The 17,053-nt window shown below is 56.8% G+C and carries 14 protein-coding genes; 3 read left to right on the forward strand and 11 right to left on the reverse strand.

Annotated features, from left to right (window positions below):
- The 3 genes from pth to CUU80_RS03645 all read right to left on the reverse strand — a co-directional run bounded on the left by pth (position 1) and on the right by CUU80_RS03645 (position 4,619).
- On the reverse strand, positions 1 to 600 hold the full coding sequence (pth, locus tag CUU80_RS03635; RefSeq protein WP_100496020.1) for an aminoacyl-tRNA hydrolase: 600 nt from the start codon (positions 598 to 600) through the stop codon (positions 1 to 3).
- Between the two features lie 119 nt (positions 601 to 719).
- Positions 720 to 1,271, reverse strand: coding sequence for a GNAT family N-acetyltransferase (locus CUU80_RS03640; RefSeq protein ID WP_100496021.1), 552 nt, complete (start codon positions 1,269 to 1,271; stop codon positions 720 to 722).
- A 72-nt stretch (positions 1,272 to 1,343) separates the two neighbouring features.
- The gene (locus CUU80_RS03645) at positions 1,344 to 4,619 is read right to left on the reverse strand and encodes a UPF0182 family membrane protein (protein ID WP_100496022.1); all 3,276 of its coding nucleotides are present in this window, start codon (positions 4,617 to 4,619) and stop codon (positions 1,344 to 1,346) included.
- 169 nt (positions 4,620 to 4,788) lie between these two features.
- On the opposite strand from CUU80_RS03645, the gene CUU80_RS03650 reads away from it, so the two are divergent.
- Positions 4,789 to 6,087, forward strand: coding sequence for a glycoside hydrolase family 3 N-terminal domain-containing protein (locus CUU80_RS03650; protein WP_100496023.1), 1,299 nt, complete (start codon positions 4,789 to 4,791; stop codon positions 6,085 to 6,087).
- A gap of 58 nt (positions 6,088 to 6,145) precedes the next feature.
- Here the strand turns inward: CUU80_RS03650 and nadD are convergent, their stop codons facing one another.
- The 4 genes from nadD to glyA form a co-directional block, all read right to left on the reverse strand.
- Positions 6,146 to 6,892, reverse strand: a complete 747-nt coding sequence (gene nadD / locus CUU80_RS03655) for a nicotinate-nucleotide adenylyltransferase (RefSeq protein WP_100496024.1) — start codon at positions 6,890 to 6,892, stop codon at positions 6,146 to 6,148.
- Entirely contained in the window at positions 6,889 to 7,461 is a 573-nt protein-coding gene (locus CUU80_RS03660) for a phosphoribosylglycinamide synthetase (protein WP_100496374.1), read from the reverse strand. The genes nadD and CUU80_RS03660 overlap by 4 nt, the downstream gene beginning before the upstream one ends.
- Before the next feature lie 26 nt (positions 7,462 to 7,487).
- Entirely contained in the window at positions 7,488 to 8,783 is a 1,296-nt protein-coding gene (locus tag CUU80_RS03665; protein WP_100496025.1) for a glutamate-5-semialdehyde dehydrogenase, read from the reverse strand.
- A gap of 126 nt (positions 8,784 to 8,909) precedes the next feature.
- Entirely contained in the window at positions 8,910 to 10,217 is a 1,308-nt protein-coding gene (glyA, locus tag CUU80_RS03670; RefSeq protein ID WP_100496026.1) for a serine hydroxymethyltransferase, read from the reverse strand.
- Between the two features lie 339 nt (positions 10,218 to 10,556).
- On the opposite strand from glyA, the gene thrC reads away from it, so the two are divergent.
- Both thrC and CUU80_RS03680 read left to right on the forward strand, forming a co-directional pair.
- Positions 10,557 to 12,047, forward strand: coding sequence for a threonine synthase (thrC, locus tag CUU80_RS03675; RefSeq protein ID WP_100496027.1), 1,491 nt, complete (start codon positions 10,557 to 10,559; stop codon positions 12,045 to 12,047).
- A 188-nt stretch (positions 12,048 to 12,235) separates the two neighbouring features.
- Positions 12,236 to 13,954: an ATP-binding protein gene (locus CUU80_RS03680; protein WP_165775820.1), complete on the forward strand. Its 1,719-nt coding sequence runs from the start codon at positions 12,236 to 12,238 to the stop codon at positions 13,952 to 13,954.
- A 70-nt stretch (positions 13,955 to 14,024) separates the two neighbouring features.
- On the opposite strand, the gene CUU80_RS03685 is transcribed toward CUU80_RS03680, so the two are convergent.
- The 4 genes from CUU80_RS03685 to CUU80_RS03700 form a co-directional block, all read right to left on the reverse strand.
- A complete protein-coding gene (locus CUU80_RS03685) occupies positions 14,025 to 14,744 on the reverse strand; it encodes an ABC-2 transporter permease (RefSeq protein ID WP_100496029.1) in 720 nt (239 codons plus the stop codon).
- Positions 14,744 to 15,463, reverse strand: a complete 720-nt coding sequence (locus CUU80_RS03690; protein WP_100496030.1) for an ABC-2 transporter permease — start codon at positions 15,461 to 15,463, stop codon at positions 14,744 to 14,746. Before CUU80_RS03690 ends, CUU80_RS03685 begins: the two co-directional genes overlap by 1 nt.
- Positions 15,460 to 16,392: an ABC transporter ATP-binding protein gene (locus CUU80_RS03695; protein WP_439329972.1), complete on the reverse strand. Its 933-nt coding sequence runs from the start codon at positions 16,390 to 16,392 to the stop codon at positions 15,460 to 15,462. Before CUU80_RS03695 ends, CUU80_RS03690 begins: the two co-directional genes overlap by 4 nt.
- Positions 16,393 to 16,493: 101 nt before the next feature.
- Positions 16,494 to 16,874, reverse strand: coding sequence for a GntR family transcriptional regulator (locus tag CUU80_RS03700; protein ID WP_100496032.1), 381 nt, complete (start codon positions 16,872 to 16,874; stop codon positions 16,494 to 16,496).
- Positions 16,875 to 17,053: the final 179 nt, after the last annotated feature.

Consider the following 17,053-nt stretch of genomic DNA (forward strand, 5'->3'; position numbering starts at 1 on the left):
TCAGCGGCCATTGAACTTCTCCTGGGTTTTGGCAAGCCCCTTGAAGATGATGTCTTCAGCGGCATCAGCGCCATCAGCCAGGAAGTCAGGCAGCTGTTTGCGCTGGTCGGGGCCGAATCCGCCGAGCACCCAGTTCACCGTGTTGTCGTGCGCGTTGGGGCCACGCTTGGCATGACCCACGCCCATGCGCACTCGTGCATACTTCGGCGTGCCAAGGGACCGATCGATGGATTTGATACCGTTGTGGCCACCTGCAGAACCACCGGATTTGACTTTGATGCGACCGAACTCCAAATCCATGTCATCATGAATGATCACGATATGATCGGGATCGATCTGATAGTAGGCGCTGATGGAGGCCACGGCGTTACCGGAATCGTTCATGTAGGTCAGCGGCTTGGCTAGGAAGAACTTGATGGTCCGCCCGTCGAGATTCATGGCACCCTTGCCAAGCATGGCCAGTCCTTTATGGTCGGCGAAGTGCACCGACCAACGTTCGGCCAGCAGGTCGGCGGTCATGAAGCCCATATTATGCCGGGTGTCCTCATACTTCTTGCCCGGGTTGCCCAGACCCACGATCAGCCAGAAATCCGATGCCATATCCGCTCCTTTACTCGGTCAAACCGTACAGATTGTACTCAACGCCGCCGCCAAGGATGTTGGCGGTCCAAATCCGGCACGCATGACTGCACGTCTGCCATACGCCAGTGCAATGCGCACTACAGGTCGAGATACCAATAGGACATGTCTCGCATGGTGCCGGTCGAATCGGTTGCGGCTGCCGGCATAAGACCGAACCGGGTGAATCCGAACCGATTCATCAGGGCGATGGATCCGGCATTATCGGCGAAAATGATGCCGCATGCCTTACGCATATGGCGGCTGCGGGCCTCGTCCAGCAAATTGGACAGAAGGAACGTGCCCACGCCTTTTCCCTGCCATTCGGGGGCTATGTAGTAGGCCAGATCGGTGACACCGTCATAGCCTGCACGGTTGTAGAACACCGACAATGCGCCGAAGCCCACAACCGGTGAGGCCGTATCGAACGTTTCGAACGGCCCGGGCAACCCATCCGGCTCAGTCGATTCATCTGTGGCTTCCACCACGAAAACGCCGTATGGGGGCTTATGCGATTCCAACCACTCACGGCGCTGTTCAAAGGTGCGCGGTGTCAGGTCGGCGGTGGAGCCGCCGGCCAGTACGGAAGCATTGTAAATATCGGTGATCGACCGTACATCCCGCGGTTCAGCTGGACGAAATGTGTACGCCATAGCAGATCCTTTGCCGTATGCCTGTGGCCCGTCCCTTATATGAGGGACGGGCCACAGGGAGCATTGCATTACTTATTTATCAAGCTCAAGAGCCTTGTTGAGGGCTTCCTCAAGCTGCTGCTGCGCCTTGCCATAGGCGGTCCAGTCACCGTTCTTCATGGCGGACTGACTGTCTTTCATGGCCTGCGCAGCATCATTCAGCGCCTGTTGGAGTTCGGCGCTGCCTGTACCGGAACTTCCACCGGACTGCCCGGATTGATTCTGCTTGTCGGATTGATCGGTCTGCCCGGATTGGCCAGACTGATCAGCCTGATTATCGTCGGACGAGTCGGCCGAACCAGATGAACCAGTGGAGCCAGTCGATTCCGATCCGCCCGCGTTTTGCGCGTCGCCTGCAGAAGCACCGGAATCGCCACCGAATACTTGATCCAACGCCTCGTCAAGCGTGTCGGCAAAGCCCACCTGATCACCGAAAGCAACCAGCGTCTTCTTGAGCAGCGGGAAGGACGTGGCACCCGAAGATTTCACATACACCGGCTGCACATAAACCAGTCCGCCACCGAGCGGCAGGGTGAGCAGATTGCCACGCACCACCTGCGTATCACCGGACTGCAACAGGTTGAGTTCCTTGGAGACATCCGCATTGGCGTTGAAGTTGTTCTGCGCCTGTCCAGGACCTGGCACGTTGGAATCCTTAGGCAACTCCTGCAAACGGATGGTGCCGTAATTCGGGCCTATCTTGCCTTGCTCATTGCCTGCATCAGAATCGACGGAAAGGAATCCAGTGAGAATCTCACGGGTCGACTGTCCTGCCGGAATATATGTGGACGTCAACGAGAAGATAGGCTCTTCGGTGCCGCCGGTCTGCAACGTCAGATAGTAGGGCGGCTGCAGAATGTCCTGATCCTGCTGCGCCTGTGATTCGGTGGGGTCCACCGGTGTTTGCCAGAAGTCTTCGCCGGAGTAGTACTGGTTGGCCGAAGTGACATGATACTTGGACAGCAACTCACGCTGCACCTTGAACAAGCCCTCCGGATAACGCAAATGGCTCATCAAATCGCCGGAGATCTCGCTGAGCTGATGGTATTGGCCGGGGAAGATCTGTTCCCATGCTTTGATCACCGGGTCGGAGACATCCCATACATACAGGTCCACGGAACCGTCGTAGGCATCAACGGTGGCCTTTACCGAGTTGCGGATGTAGTTCGCCTGCTGTGATCCCAGCGAGGAGACCGTATCCGAGGAGACCGTAGTGGAATCCTGCGTCGAGGTGCCGAGGTTGGTCATCTGCGAATACGGATAGGCGTCGGAGGTGGTATAGCCGTCCACGATCCACTTGACACGACCGTCGACCACCGCCGGGTATACACGACCGTCGAGTGTCAGGTACGGAGCTACCTTGGCAACACGCTCCTTGGGAGAACGATCGTAGAGAATCTGCGATTCGCTGGTCACGCGGTCGGAGAAGAGAATCTGATCTGAACCAAAACGAATGGCATAGAGGATTCGAGAGAACAGATTGCCTACGGACGGTCCGCCATCACCCTTGAACGTGGTGAGCGCGCCTTCCGAACCGGTCGGGTAATCGAATTCCCAAGCCTGCGTACCTTCAGGAGCGCCGACAATCGAATATTCAGTGGTGTTGGGAGAGAAATAGATCCGTGGTTCATACTCCTCGGAATCGGCGAGCTTACCTTGTGTGGGAATGCCGGATTCGAAGAACTCCGGCTGACCGTCCGCGGTCACCTTGTTGCCGTAAGCGGCCACGACGCCGTAACCATGCGTGTAGACAGTATGGTCATTGACCCAGTTGCGGTTATCATTGCCGTCAAGATCCAGCTCGCGGGCGGCGATTACCGTATCTTGGGAGACGCCGTCGATTTCGTATTTATCTACGGCAAGCGTGTCTGCGAAGGTGTAGTACTGCTTGGACTGCTGCAACTGTTTGAATGTGGGGCTGACGACCTGTGGATCAAGCAGACGAATCTGCGCGGTGGTGTCCGCTTCCTTGGCCAAGGCACCCTGCTCGCCCTTGTTGGTCACCTCATACTGCTCGGTTTTGAGCTTGTCGAGACCATAAGCGGCACGCGTGGCGTCAATATTGCGCTGAATGTACGTGGATTCCATTTCCTGCGCATTCGGATTCACGCGGAACCGTTGCAGCAGCATCGGCCATGCAACGGTCAGCACCATGGAAATCACCACCACCGTGGCAATGGAAATGACCGGTACACGCCAGGCTTTGAGCGCCGCGGCGGCACGAACACCGATCGAGGCCTGGCCTTCCAACGCATGCGAGCGCATAAGCCACACACCCAACACTACGCCGAGAATGGCGGTCAAGGCGGCCATGATGAACGTAACCGGAATATTGGCGTGTACGGCGGTATAGGAAGCACCGGTGATGCGCGAGCCTTGCACGGTGAGCTGGTCGAATACGCCAATCACCTGACGGGCGGCCCAGGCCAGCATGTTCAGGATCAGCCAGATGCCCAGCTGACGGCGTGCTCGCTTGGTGATGGCGAACAGGCCACGGCCGTGCACCGGCATGGTGATGCGGATGCCTCCCATAAGCACATGGGTGATCAGCGAGAATACAATGCCTACGCCTAGTAGCATGGCCGCGGCCGCCATCACGAGTTTCAGTCCCGGCAACACGAAGACATAGAAGCCATTGTCAAGGCCGAATTGAGGGTCGTTGGTGCCGAAATGCTGTGCATGGAACATCAGCAAAATCTCACTCCAATTGGAGTTGAACTGAGAACCGAAGACCACACCCACGATGGCGGATATCGCCACGGCCACACGACGCGCCGTCTTCGAACTCACTGATTTGCCGACTTCGATCACATCGCCGTTAATACGAATCGTAGAGCCGTCGGCGGAATCAGGGCGTGCTCGAATCGCCAGCCAGGCGGAGACGAAACCGGTCAATGCCATCAGCAGCGCATACGCCACCCACAAGCCCACCTTGACACCGAGCTGAGTCCACACCACCGACTGGAAGCCGAGCTGTCCGTACCACATCAGATCGGTGATGAACCGGGACAAGCCGAAGAACAGACCGACGATGATCACCAGCGCCAGCACCACACCGATCAACACCTTGGATCCGCGTCCTGAACCAGCGGATCCGCGATGAGGCTCCAGACGGCGCGTCAGCCGCGGACCGGAAGGCCCGCGCGGAGGGCGGCCAGAACCGCTGCCGCTTGTATCACGCTGCGAGTTCGCGGGACCGTCCCCATCGGCCTCGACATTGAGAATGATCGGATCATCATCGTTCGCATCGTCTCGGCGGGAACTTCCGCCATTGCCGAACAGGATTGAGAAAGGATCGTTAAAAGACATGTTCTCAGCCTACAGACAGCCCCCGAACGGTAATTATGCCGCCAGCGCATAGGGTGCAGTCTCCATATGTCCAGCACAGTTTCAGCGTTTCGCCTATTTTCCGACGTTCTCGACAGTTGCGGATGCAAGCAAAACGCTACAGAACACGCCATGGCATAGGCTAAGAGGCATGAGAAGAACACGACCACAGCATCTGCATGCCTCGCCCACCCTTCGCAGGGCCTCACATATCGGCACGATAATCACAGCCGTGATCTGCACACTGGTAGTGATCGTTGCCGGCACGTTGGCCTATGGATGGCATACCGGCGCACTTGACGCAGTGCTGGGTCGCCACAAGCCCACGACGTCATCGGCAGCCGGCACAGCCGGTGACGCAGGCGAATCATTGCAACGTTCGGCTTCCCCTACACCGGCGCAGAAGGACTCTCCCAGAACACAGGCAGAACGACTGGTGTCGGCTATGTCGCTCGACGAACAGGTAGGGCAGCTCGTGATGGTGCCGCTGTTTGCTGGTACTGATCCATCCGCGCTATCCACGGCGATTGCCGATTATCATGCCGGTTCCGCACTGATGATCGGCAACTGGACCACTGGTACGGAAGGCGTCAAAGCCGCTACGGATCAGCTTCAGCAATATGCGCCGGCCAATAATCGGCTCATCATCGCCACTGATCAGGAAGGTGGCCAAGTACAGCATCTGACCGGCAATGGATTCGACACCATGCCGTCCGCGACTGAACAGGGAACAATGTCTTCCGATCAGTTGCGCACCGCCGCCAAAGGCTGGGGCTCGCAACTGTCTGCCGCTGGAGTGAATGTGGATCTGGCTCCGGTATTGGACACAGTGACCATAAATCGCGCCGCGAATGCGCCGATCGGCGCGCTGGATCGCGACTTCGGTCTAGATGCCACCGGCAATGCGTCGCATGGTACGGCGTTTATTCAAGGCTTGCGGGACGCCAAAGTCGAATCCACCATCAAACATTATCCGGGACTGGGTTCAGTGACCGGCAATACGGATTTCACCACAACCGGCATTGTGGACACGGCCACTACGCTGGGCGGCGATGAAATCCGTGCCTTTGACACAACGATTCAACAGGCCTCCCCTGCGATGGTGATGATGGCATTGGCCACGTATCAGGCCATCGACCCAGATAACCCCGCCGTGTTTTCGTCCACGATCATCACACAACACCTGCGCACGGATCTGGGTTATGACGGCGTGATCACATCCGACTCATTGTCGGCCGAAGCTTTGAGCGGATACGACACCACCCAGCTTGGCGTGAAGATGGTCGAAGCCGGAGGCGACCTTGCCTGTATTGGCCAGACTGACTACGTGGAACCGATCATCCACGGACTTCGTACCCGTGCAGCCGAAGATCAGGATTTTGCCAAAAAGGTGACGGCATCCGCAGTGCGCGTGATGACGCTGAAAATAGAAATGGGTCTGGCCCGATAATCCCCCGACGTTTCGCAGTCACAGCCGCAACAGTCAACGGCCGCGTTATCAACGGCCGTTACTCTTGTGCATCCTGTGCATACAGACCGTGCTTGCCAATATACTGCACCACGCCGTCGGGTACCAGATACCAGACCGGTTCGTTATGCTCGGCACGACGGCGGACATCGGTCGAAGAAATGGCCAAGGCGGGAATCTCCAGTGTATCCACCTTGCCCTCAGGAAGAGTCACTCCGTCCGGACTGGAATATCCGGGCCGTGTGACGGCGACGAAATGGGCGAGATCCCACATCTTCTCCGCATCCTTCCACTGCATGATCTCGGCCACCGCGTCGGCACCGGTGATGAAGAACAATTCGGCGTCCGGATGCTGTGCTCTGATGTCGCGCAACGTGTCGATGGTGTAGGTCACACCAGGGCGGTCGATATCCACTCGCGAAACGGTAAACTTCGGATTTGATGCCGTGGCGATCACCGTCATCAGATACCGGTCTTCCGCGTTGGTCACATGTTTGTCCAACTTGAACACAGGCCTACCGGTGGGAACGAAAATGACTTCATCGAGATCATATACCCAAGCCACTTCGGATGCGGCGACCAAATGTCCATTGTGAATCGGATCAAAAGTGCCACCCATAATACCTATGCGCAGACGCGTATGCCAGTTACCCCGCGCGGACAGTCTTCCTCGATTGTGAATGCCGGATTCAGACGACCGCACCGACAAATCGGACATCCGGCGTCCACCCTGATCGGTCGCTGCCTGAGACACAGCGACAATTTCCGTAGGCTCATCCACGCTCATGCCTGTCCGCCTTCGTCGGCCACCTGAGTCTCCTGCTCAATTTGGTCGGCGGTGGGATCGGAATCATGCGCATCAATCTTGCCCATATCCTCATCCCATTCGTCCTGCACCACGCGGCGAATCTCGGCAAATGTAGGCAGAGGGAAGTCAGGCTGATAAAGGCGACGCACTTCAGCCACACGCTCGGTGATACGAATCAGCGTATCGGTCATGCCGTCGATGTCGCCACCGTGTTCCATCTGCGTGTATTTGCCGATATAGCCTTCCATCAGTTCCATATGCTCACGCACCGTGTGCAGTTGAGTCTCACTCAGGTCCACGACCTCGGGAGAATCTGTTTCCGGCCAACCGATGAGCACGGCATCAGCGTATTCAAGCGAGGCACGCTGCGCCGCGGAAGCGATGCCGTCTTCGATCTGCACCAAAAACACGTAACGAACGATGCTCAGGCGTTCGGCGGCAATCTTCAATCCCAGCTTAGGATCGTTCAGATCCAGATCGGATCGCAGATCGGTGATGGCGGGCTGTGCCGCGTTTTCAGCGGCTGCGACGGTCGTGTTGCCTGTCATGTTGTCGCCTGTGTTGCCGTTACCACTCATGCTCGCACCTGCCCTGTTCCGTAGCCTATCCATTTGGTCGTGGTCATTTCACGCAATCCCATAGGGCCTCGGGCATGCATTTTTTGCGTGGAGATGCCCAGTTCTGCGCCGAAGCCGAATACGCCGCCGTCCGTGAAACGAGTGGAGGCGTTGACCATGACCACTGCCGAGTCTATACGGTTGGTGAACTGTTCGATGGCCGAGTAATCCTCGGCGATGATGGATTCGGTATGCCCGGTGGAGTGTCTGTTGATGTGGGCAATGGCCTCGTCCAACGAATCGACCACCTTGACGCCCATCTTCAACGCCAAGTATTCGGTATCCCAATCCTCTTCGGTGGCATGGTTGAGCTCGATGCCCTCGATGGCGGCACCTTGAATGATGTCATAGGAAATCGTGTCCGCCTGCAGTACGACGTCTGCCTGCGCTAGAGCCTGGGCGATAGCCGGCAGAAAATCGGCAGCCACGTCTTTATGGATCAGCAGTTTTTCTGCGGCGTTGCACACGCCGACACGCTGAGTTTTCGCATTCAAAACGATGGGAATTGCCTTGGCAAGGTCGCCGGATTTATCGATGTAGATGTGCACGTTGCCGGCACCGGTTTCGATAACGGGAACCTTGGAATTGCGCACGACGGCTTGGATGAGGCCGGCACCGCCACGAGGCACCAGCACGTCGATGTGTCCGCGTGCCTCCATCATGGCGGTGGCACCCGCACGGCCATATTGATCGACGGATTGCACCAGTGCGGCACCGAAACCGTGCGACTCAAGTACCGGGGCAATAACACCAAGCGTTGCGGCGTTCGTGCGTTCCGCAGCATGACCGCCACGTAGCATCGCGGCATTACCTGATTTCAGACACAAACTGGCCACGTCAACGGTGACGTTCGGGCGGGCCTCGTAAATCATGCCGATGACGCCCAGCGGCACACGAGACTGTGTCAAGCGCAGACCATTAGGCAGATTGTAGCCACGCACGATCTCCCCCACGGGGTCAGGCAATGTGGCCACATGACGTACACCTTGCGCCGCGGCGGCCACACGCGGCACATCGAAAAGCAGGCGGTCGAGCTTGCCGGCATCCATACCACTTTCCTTGGCCTCAAGCATGTCCAGAGCGTTGGCCGCCTCGATGTCTCCGGCATGCTCATCCAATGCGTCGGCGATAGCCAGAAGCAAATCATTCTTGGACTCGGTGTTCGCCCTGGCAAGCGATTCCTGTGCACGTGCGGCCTGATCGGCCTGACCGCACACCGCGCGGAACACTTCAGGACTCAATGCTTCACTCATAACAGACAAGGGTAGCTCACCATGCGGCACATCGCTTGTTTCGGCTCGGTTTTAAGCATAGAAAAGGCTCCCTTTTCTGGGAGCCAGTATGTCATCACGGCTCAAGCCGAAGCTTCAGCGAGCCGATCAGTGAATCTGATCGAGTTCCGGGTACAGCGGGAAGTCCTCTACGAGCTTATCCACGCGAGCTTTCAGGGTTTCCACATCGGCAGACGGGCCGGCGGCGAGAGCGGTGCCAATAATGTCGGCCACCTCCTCGTATTCCTTCGGTCCGAAGCCGCGGGTGGCCAATGCGGAAGTGCCGATGCGCAGACCGGAAGCAACCGAGGCCGGACGCGGGTCGAACGGCACGGTGTTGCGGTTGATGGTGATGCCGCACTGGGCGAGCAGGTCTTCGCCCTGCTTGCCATCCATCTCAGAGTTGCGCAGGTCAACCATCACCAGATGCACATCGGTGCCGCCGGTCAGCACGGAGATGCCGTTGGCCTTGACGTCGTCGGCCATCAGACGATCCGCCAGAATCTTGGCACCGTCGAGCGTGCGCTGCATGCGATCCTTGAAGGCCTGAGTGCCGGCCACCTTGAAACTGACGGCTTTGCCGGCCACCACGTGCATCAGCGGACCGCCCTGCTGGCCGGGGAATACGGAGGAATTGAGCTTTTTAGCATACTCCTCCTTGGCCAGGATGAAACCGGAACGCGGGCCGCCGAGCGTCTTGTGGGCGGTGGAGGAGACCACGTCGGCGTACGGCACCGGGCTCGGGTGCAGGCCCGCAGCCACCAGGCCGGCAAAGTGGGCCATGTCCACCCAGAACTTTGCACCCACCTCATCGGCGATCTCCTTGATGGCCTTGAAGTCTTCGATACGCGGATAAGCGGACCAGCCACCGATGATCATGGCCGGGTGCACTTCCAGCGCGCGCTGGCGGATGATCTCCGGATCGATGCGGAAGGTCTCTGGGTTCACGCCGTAGGCTTCGGCATGGTAGAACTTGCCGGAGAAGTTGATCTTCATGCCGTGGGTCAGGTGGCCGCCGTGGTCAAGAGCGAGACCGAGCACAGTATCGCCGGGCTTGACGAGCGCCTGATAGACGGCGGCATTGGCTTGAGCACCGGAGTGCGGCTGCACGTTGGCGTATTCGGCGCCGAACAGCTTCTTGGCACGTTCACGGGCGATCGTTTCGATCTGATCCACGAACTCGCAGCCACCGTAGTAACGACGTCCGGGATAGCCTTCGGCGTACTTGTTGGTGAGCACGGACCCCTGGCACTGCAGCACGGCGCGAGGCACGAAGTTCTCGGAGGCGATCATCTCCAAGCCGTTTTGCTGACGATGCAGCTCATCGTCGAGCAGAGCGGCGATTTCGGGGTCGGTCTGGCTGATGGGCGCATTGAAAGCGTCCGTTGCGGTCTGGGCGAGGGGTGAAGCGGTCATTTCACGTTCCTTTGTCGGTCAATACAACAACCCGCTTGAGCGGTTGTGCTTCAGTGTAAGACGGCAATTGCTTCCACGACATTTCCGTCTCATGTCTGGGCCGGTGTTCGATGGCATTCCGCATGCTCCCAGCCACAGATATGCCATAGAGCATTGGCGGGCGCAGTTTCCAATTTGCGGGAATCACCGTGGAGCCGCCGCAAAACATCACACGATACGCATGATGAAGCCAAACCGTGCTTGTCGTCCACCATTATGCGGGAGAGGTTCCGCCGTTCGACATGGGGCACGATACACTGGAACAGATTCATTTCTCCCCTGCAAGCTAAGGATTTCATCGTGGCATTCACCTTCCACTCCACCCGCAGCACGACAGATTCGCTGACCTCCAAGCAGGCGATTCGAAAGGGCATTGCCGACGACGGCGGCCTGTTCGTCTCGGACGCGCTGGGGTCCAAGAAGGTTGAGATCGCCGATCTTGCCGGCAACACCTATCAGCAGATCGCGGCCAAGGTACTCGGCGCGCTGCTGCCGGACTTCACCGCCGAGGAGCTCGCCCAATGCATTGCCGACGCCTACGGCTCCCAGTGGTCCGATGAGCGTATCACCCCGTTGAAGCCTCTGGGCGATGATTACATCCTCGAACTGTTCAACGGCCCGACTTCCGCATTTAAGGACGTGGCGCTACAAATTCTGCCGCGTTTCATGGCGCACACCACTCCGGCCGACGGGGACAGCGACGAGAAAATCATGATTTTGACCGCCACTTCCGGCGACACGGGCAAGGCTGCGCTGGCTGGTTTTGCGGACGCTCCGGGCACCGCCATCACCGTCTTCTATCCGGAAGGCAAGGTGAGCCAGGTGCAGGAACTGCAGATGACTACGCAGTCCGGCGCCAATGTGAATGTTGCAGCCGTGGAGGGCAATTTCGATGACGCCCAGTCCGCGGTCAAACGCATCTTCGGCGATAGAGTCCTGGCCGAGCGACTTGCCAAGGATTCGCATGTGGTGCTTTCCTCCGCCAACTCCATCAACGTGGGTCGTTTGGTGCCGCAGGTCGTCTATTACTTCTCTGCATATGCCCAACTGCTCGCCGATCAGGTGATCAACGTTGGCGATGAGGTTGAGTTCGTGGTGCCGACCGGCAACTTCGGCGATATTCTCGCCGGTTACTATGCCAAGCTGCTCGGCCTGCCGGTGAAACACTTGGTGGTGGCTTCAGACAAGAACAATGTACTGTTCGAGTTCCTGACCACAGGCACCTACAACCGTCAGCGTCCGTTCTTCCAGACCATCTCCCCTTCGATGGATATTCTCATTTCCTCGAATCTGGAGCGTATGCTCTACTACTTCTCCGAGGGCGATACCCGTCTGATTTCCATGCTGATGAACGATCTGAAGAATTGGGGCACGTACGAGATTCCGGAGCCTTTGCTCGCCAAGATTCGCCAGCTGTTCGGTTGCGGTTGGGCCAATGAGGATCAGGTGCGTGAGATGATCGCCGACTGCTGGAACAAAAACCGCTACGTGATTGATCCGCACACCGCCTGCGCGTACTTCGTGGCCCAGCAGATGCCGCGCGATCCGCTGACCCCGCGTGTGATTCTGGCCACTGCAAGCCCGTACAAGTTCCCCCGCGTGGTGAACGAGTCGCTTGGGTTCGACGCCACCGGCACCGATTTCGAGTGCATGGATGTGCTCTCGCGCGAAACCGGCACCACCGCTCCGGCGGCATTGCGTGGACTGGAGAGCGCCGAGGTGCGTTTCGACACGGTCGTACCGATCGAAGGCATGGAACGTTTCGTGGCCAACGCCGCCGAAGCGCTGTGAAGTAAAACTCAGTTTTCTTAACGAAGACGATTGAGGGGGAGCCCAGGCGTGTTGCCGGACTCCCCCTCAGCTGTATTACACCCGGTAATCCAATTGAAGAGACATCATCATATCAAACATAGTAATTTGTTTGATATGTTTGATATGATGATATTGATATGTACGAGTATCCGATGATGGAGGCGAGCATGTGGACGGAAGAAGAAATCGATGCCCTGCTGAACCCCCTGCGCTCGGCACAATCGGATACTCAATCCATTGAAATCAAGGAAGCTGCAGGAGGTTTACCTGCTTCTCTGACCGAAACCATTTCCGCATTTGCCAATGGCACAGGCGGCACTATCATTCTCGGCATTTCAGAACACGACGGCTTCTCCCCCATCCAAGGCTTTCAGGCGAAACCCATTGCCGAAGCATTGGCACAGATGTGTCGGGATAAAATCACTCCTCCCCTGCAACCACTTATCGACATAGCAACATATCGCGATTCCGCTATTGTTATCGCGGTTATTGATGAAATTGATCCGCTCAGCAAACCCTGCTATATCCGTACTCGAGGACGCTACAGCGGCTCTTTCATCCGTGTTTGGGACGGCGACCGCAAACTCAGCCATTACGAAATCGACCGTTTGCTGGAAAACCGGTCACAACCCACGCATGATCGAGCATTAGTTGCAGACGCCACCATAAGCGATCTCCTACCTGACTTGCTGCAGTCCATTCTCGTTGCACGGCGAAAGCAAAGCCCACGCATTTTCGGCAATCTCTCCGATGAAGAAGCTCTTCAATCGTTAGGAATAGTAAAAGTTGACAGCACTGGTACACTTCGGCCAACCGTGGCAGGTCTGCTGGTTGCCGGCAATTACCCTCAGCAATTCATGCCACGGGTAAATATCACGTTCACTTGCTATCCGGGATATGACAAGGTTTTTGCAGGCGGGGTGAAGTTCATCGACAACTGCTCGTTTGACGGCCCAATTCCGGAAATTCTCGACAACGTATTGAGCTCCGTAAGAAAGAACATGAGAATCGGCGGCGTATTGGACGGCCCGTTCCGCAAAGACACCTACGAATATCCTGAGGATGCGGTGCGCGAAGCTGTAGTCAATGCCATCATGCATCGCGATTACTCACCGATGGCCCAAGGCGGGCAAATTCAGGTCAATATGTACAAGGACCGATTGGAGATACTCAATCCGGGTGGGCTTTACGGCGACGTGACGTTGCAGTCCCTCAGCAGCCCCGGAGCCACATCCACTCGCAACCAGACGCTCGCCAAACTACTGGAATGCACCCCGTTCCACGGTGGCATGGTGGCGGAGAACCGTGGCACCGGCTACAGCCTCATCAATCGTCTGCTGCAAGACAACGGCAACGGCGAGCCGGAAATCTACAGTACATTGAACATATTCTGCGTCACCTTCCGTTCGGCAGATACCTCCCACCTGCCAGACAGTCGTAGAGACCCGAAATATGCAACATGGTCGGATCGCCCTGATGTTGATTACAGCGCCAAACGAGGTTTATCCCACGGAGAATCGGCCACCACACCCCGGCCGAAAATCATCCCCTTCCCACAAAGCGCCGTTCACGGTGTCGAATTATCGAATCAAGAGATGTATGACAGGTACGCAAAAGGCGTTCCCGGATTGGACGAGGCCTATGCGCGCATTCTCGGCGTTCAGGCCAAAGCCTTCGCGGGCAGTGGCGAATCCACTTTGGAAGAAACACTGATTCAGCTGTTGACGGTACGTGGAGTAGCGCAAACACCCGAGTTGGTGAAAGCCACAGGAGCCCCGCGATCAACCGTCACCTATCAATTACGCAAAATGCTGGATAAAGGCATTATTGAACGTACGCAGCCAGCGAGAAGCCCCAAACAATCGTATCGGCTGAAGACCGCATAGGCGAAAAGAGTCCGGGATCTTTCAAAGAAAATACCGGACTCTTCGGCATCGCTTTACGCCCTATGCAGAATCACAGTTCTTTGGCGCTCCAGATGCGCAGGGAGACGCGGTAGGAGACGATCAAAGACAGGATTGCGATGACCGCGATCACAATCCAGCCGATTGGTGACAACGTAATTGACGTGGACAATATCTGCGAACGCAACCCGTCAGGCAACAACAGCAGAATGATCTGCGCGGCGAAGAACAGGGTTATCGCACCGGTGAACAGCCTCGAGTATGCCTTGGTGAAATCGCTGCAGGAGTAGAACACCGGAATCACTATGGTGGCCAGTATTATGAAAGAAGCCATGGCGAGCGGCACGACTGTGGCGAGCGCGCTCAAGCCTATGCCGAACCACAGTCTGGACAATGCGATTTCAATGCCGAGTTCCGCAAAGCAAATCACGAACAGCACGCCGGCGGAACAGTAGCGCATATTGACCTGCGTGCGTCGAGATACCGGCATTACGCCAATCATTCGAGCTGAGGCCAACTGATTGTCACTGTTGAATTGGAATAATACGGCGATAGATGCAATCCAGTACATAACGGTCAGATACGACATAACCGTGAGCGGCAGGCCTGATTCATCCTGCCCTGATTGCCAGGTGAACGCGGTGAATACCAGCGGGGCCAGAAATGCGATAACGTTCGTCACCGCGGAATTGCCAGTGAGGGCAGCGAAATCCATTCGGACAGCGATACGCTCGGCACGCATATGAATACTGTTATCTGCCATAGATGCCATCAGAACTCCTTAGCGAGATAGATGCGCGACGAAACGGCGAACGAGACGGCTGCAGTAACGGTTGCCAGAAACACTCCACCCAGAGCCGGCCACACCACACCTACACCCGACGTGATCTCGGCCAACGACACCATCCATGATATGAGAGCGTCAATCGAAGCCGGAGCCAGTTTGGCGAACAGTGCGAATACAGCGGCTATCGCCGCGCCGAGCCCAATGCAGATGAGCATCATCGTCAGCAACGCCTTCTGATACGTGAACCGGTAGCACAGTGGAATCAGCACCGATTCAAGCAGCGCATACATCACGACCGCAGTCAGCACAGATATTGCCAGCGCTGAAAACTGAATCATTCCGGATTCAAATACCATGCCAGCGCCAACGCAAACCGCAACTTCCAACGCCAGTATCAGTATGCATGCGCCGACCACGAGATACCGGCCAATCACCTGATGGATACGACGAACGGGAATGACACCGTTCATCCAATTGTTCTGACCCTGCTGTTCAAAAGTGAACGCGTTAAGCGGCAACAAGGCGAGCATCGCGAAAACACCACCGATAGCGGCTCCGGGCATATAGCTGACGCCGCCCGAGGTGCTTCCGAGCAGTATTATCGCCGCGGGAAACCCTATAAGCAGCACCAGTATCGAGAACACACCCTGTGAAGTGATTCGCCGCACATCCAGTGCAAAGGCACGCCGTATCCCAATCATCATGCCACCTCCATAGCATGTGCGACGTCACCCGTATTGGTCAGGCGGATGATGTCGTCAATGGAGGCAGATTCGGCGGTGAGAGGCGCCATCCAATGCAGCCCGTCTTCGGCTTTAAGCCCGGCGATTTTGCCGAGATCTTCGGCGCGCACGAGTGCGTCGAAACCAGTCTCATAGCGATGTATACCGACCGCAACGCCCTTGACGTCAGGCGCAAGGTCTTCCGGTCCGCCTTTGACCAGACGGAAGGATTCCTCGAATTCGTCCTTGGGACCGGTGAAGTAGAGTGTGCCACGCGTGATGTAGGTGATGAAGTCGGCGGCACGCTCCAGGTCGGCGGTGATATGGGTGGAGAACAGCACGCTACGTTCACCGTCCGCGATGTAGTTCTGGAGGATGTCCATGAGCTCATCGCGGGCTAGCACGTCGAGACCGCTCGTGGGCTCGTCCAGCACCAGCAGTTTGGCGTCATGGCTCAGTGCCACGGCGAGCATGAGCTTCATCTGCATGCCACGGGAGAGTTCCTTCACGCGCTTCTTGCGGTCCAGGCCGAAGCGTGTGAGATAGCCGTCGAAAGCGGCGTGGTCCCATGCCAGATACATCGGAGCCATGGCCCGTTCGACCTTGTTCACCGTCCAGGTCTCGATGAAATAGCTGGAATCGAACACCACGCCGAGATTCTCCTTGACGTTTTCCTCATCGGCGATATTATCAAGGCCGAGCACATGGATTTCGCCGGAATCGCGATGAATCATGTTCAAGATAAGTTTGATCAGCGTGGATTTGCCTGCACCATTCGGACCAATAAGACCCATGATGTAGCCGGCTGGCAAGTCGAAGGTGATGTCATCCAGCGTGAAGCCGGAATCATAATGCTTGGTTGCGCCGGTGATGGATAACGCCATCGGCGATTGATCAATGGTCATAGCAATGCCTTGCCTTTCATCGGATAACACGCAATAACACATGCACGTCATCCATGTAACTACCCCTCAGTCATACTTCGCACAACAGCTCCCCTAACAAGGGGAGCCTAGGAAGGAAGTTTCTGGTATTCCTCGGCGAGCATCGTTTCCAAATCATCAAGCGAAATGTCGGCGGCTTTGGCTACGCGGACGGCTTCGACAAGGTTCGTGAGGGCCTGGGCTTCCAGCTGATTGCGCATCAGCTCGTTACCCTTGTCCATTACGAACGTGCCTTTGCCTTGGATGTTCTGCACCACGCCCTCATCGGCCAGTTCGTTGTACGCCCTGGTGACGGTAAGTACGGAGATGCGCAGTTCCTTGGCCAGCTTCCGCAGCGAAGGCAACGCCTCCCCCGCTTTGAGTTCGCCATTCAACACACTCGCACGGATTTGGTTCTTGATTTGCTCGTAGATGGGTTCACCGGACACGGATGAGATGATCAGTTTCACCTATGCCCCTTTCGGTTGTTTTTTCGTTTATAGCGCTCGCAGCTGTTTAGCTGTTATACAACACAGTATAACTGTTATACACAACTGTCAAGGTGTGTTATATAACAGTAGAACAGTGAATTGCGATCGAAAAGCAATGCTTGCGCAGCAACGCATGAACACTTGGCGAACAATGCCCG

Origin of the sequence: Bifidobacterium scaligerum (genome assembly GCF_002802865.1) — a bacterium.
Taxonomy (GTDB): Bacteria; Actinomycetota; Actinomycetes; order Actinomycetales; family Bifidobacteriaceae; genus Bifidobacterium; species Bifidobacterium scaligerum.

Excerpts from the sequence above, each read along its gene's own strand:
- pth (WP_100496020.1), bottom strand. The coding sequence starts at position 600 with ATGGCATCGGATTTCTGGCTGATCGTGGGTCTGGGCAACCCGGGCAAG.
- CUU80_RS03640 (WP_100496021.1), bottom strand. The coding sequence starts at position 1,271 with ATGGCGTACACATTTCGTCCAGCTGAACCGCGGGATGTACGGTCGATC.
- CUU80_RS03645 (WP_100496022.1), bottom strand. The coding sequence starts at position 4,619 with ATGTCTTTTAACGATCCTTTCTCAATCCTGTTCGGCAATGGCGGAAGT.
- CUU80_RS03650 (WP_100496023.1), top strand. The coding sequence starts at position 4,789 with ATGAGAAGAACACGACCACAGCATCTGCATGCCTCGCCCACCCTTCGC.
- nadD (WP_100496024.1), bottom strand. The coding sequence starts at position 6,892 with ATGAGCGTGGATGAGCCTACGGAAATTGTCGCTGTGTCTCAGGCAGCG.
- CUU80_RS03660 (WP_100496374.1), bottom strand. The coding sequence starts at position 7,461 with ATGACAGGCAACACGACCGTCGCAGCCGCTGAAAACGCGGCACAGCCC.
- CUU80_RS03665 (WP_100496025.1), bottom strand. The coding sequence starts at position 8,783 with ATGAGTGAAGCATTGAGTCCTGAAGTGTTCCGCGCGGTGTGCGGTCAG.
- glyA (WP_100496026.1), bottom strand. The coding sequence starts at position 10,217 with ATGACCGCTTCACCCCTCGCCCAGACCGCAACGGACGCTTTCAATGCG.
- CUU80_RS03680 (WP_165775820.1), top strand. The coding sequence starts at position 12,236 with ATGTGGACGGAAGAAGAAATCGATGCCCTGCTGAACCCCCTGCGCTCG.
- CUU80_RS03685 (WP_100496029.1), bottom strand. The coding sequence starts at position 14,744 with ATGGCATCTATGGCAGATAACAGTATTCATATGCGTGCCGAGCGTATC.
- CUU80_RS03690 (WP_100496030.1), bottom strand. The coding sequence starts at position 15,463 with ATGATGATTGGGATACGGCGTGCCTTTGCACTGGATGTGCGGCGAATC.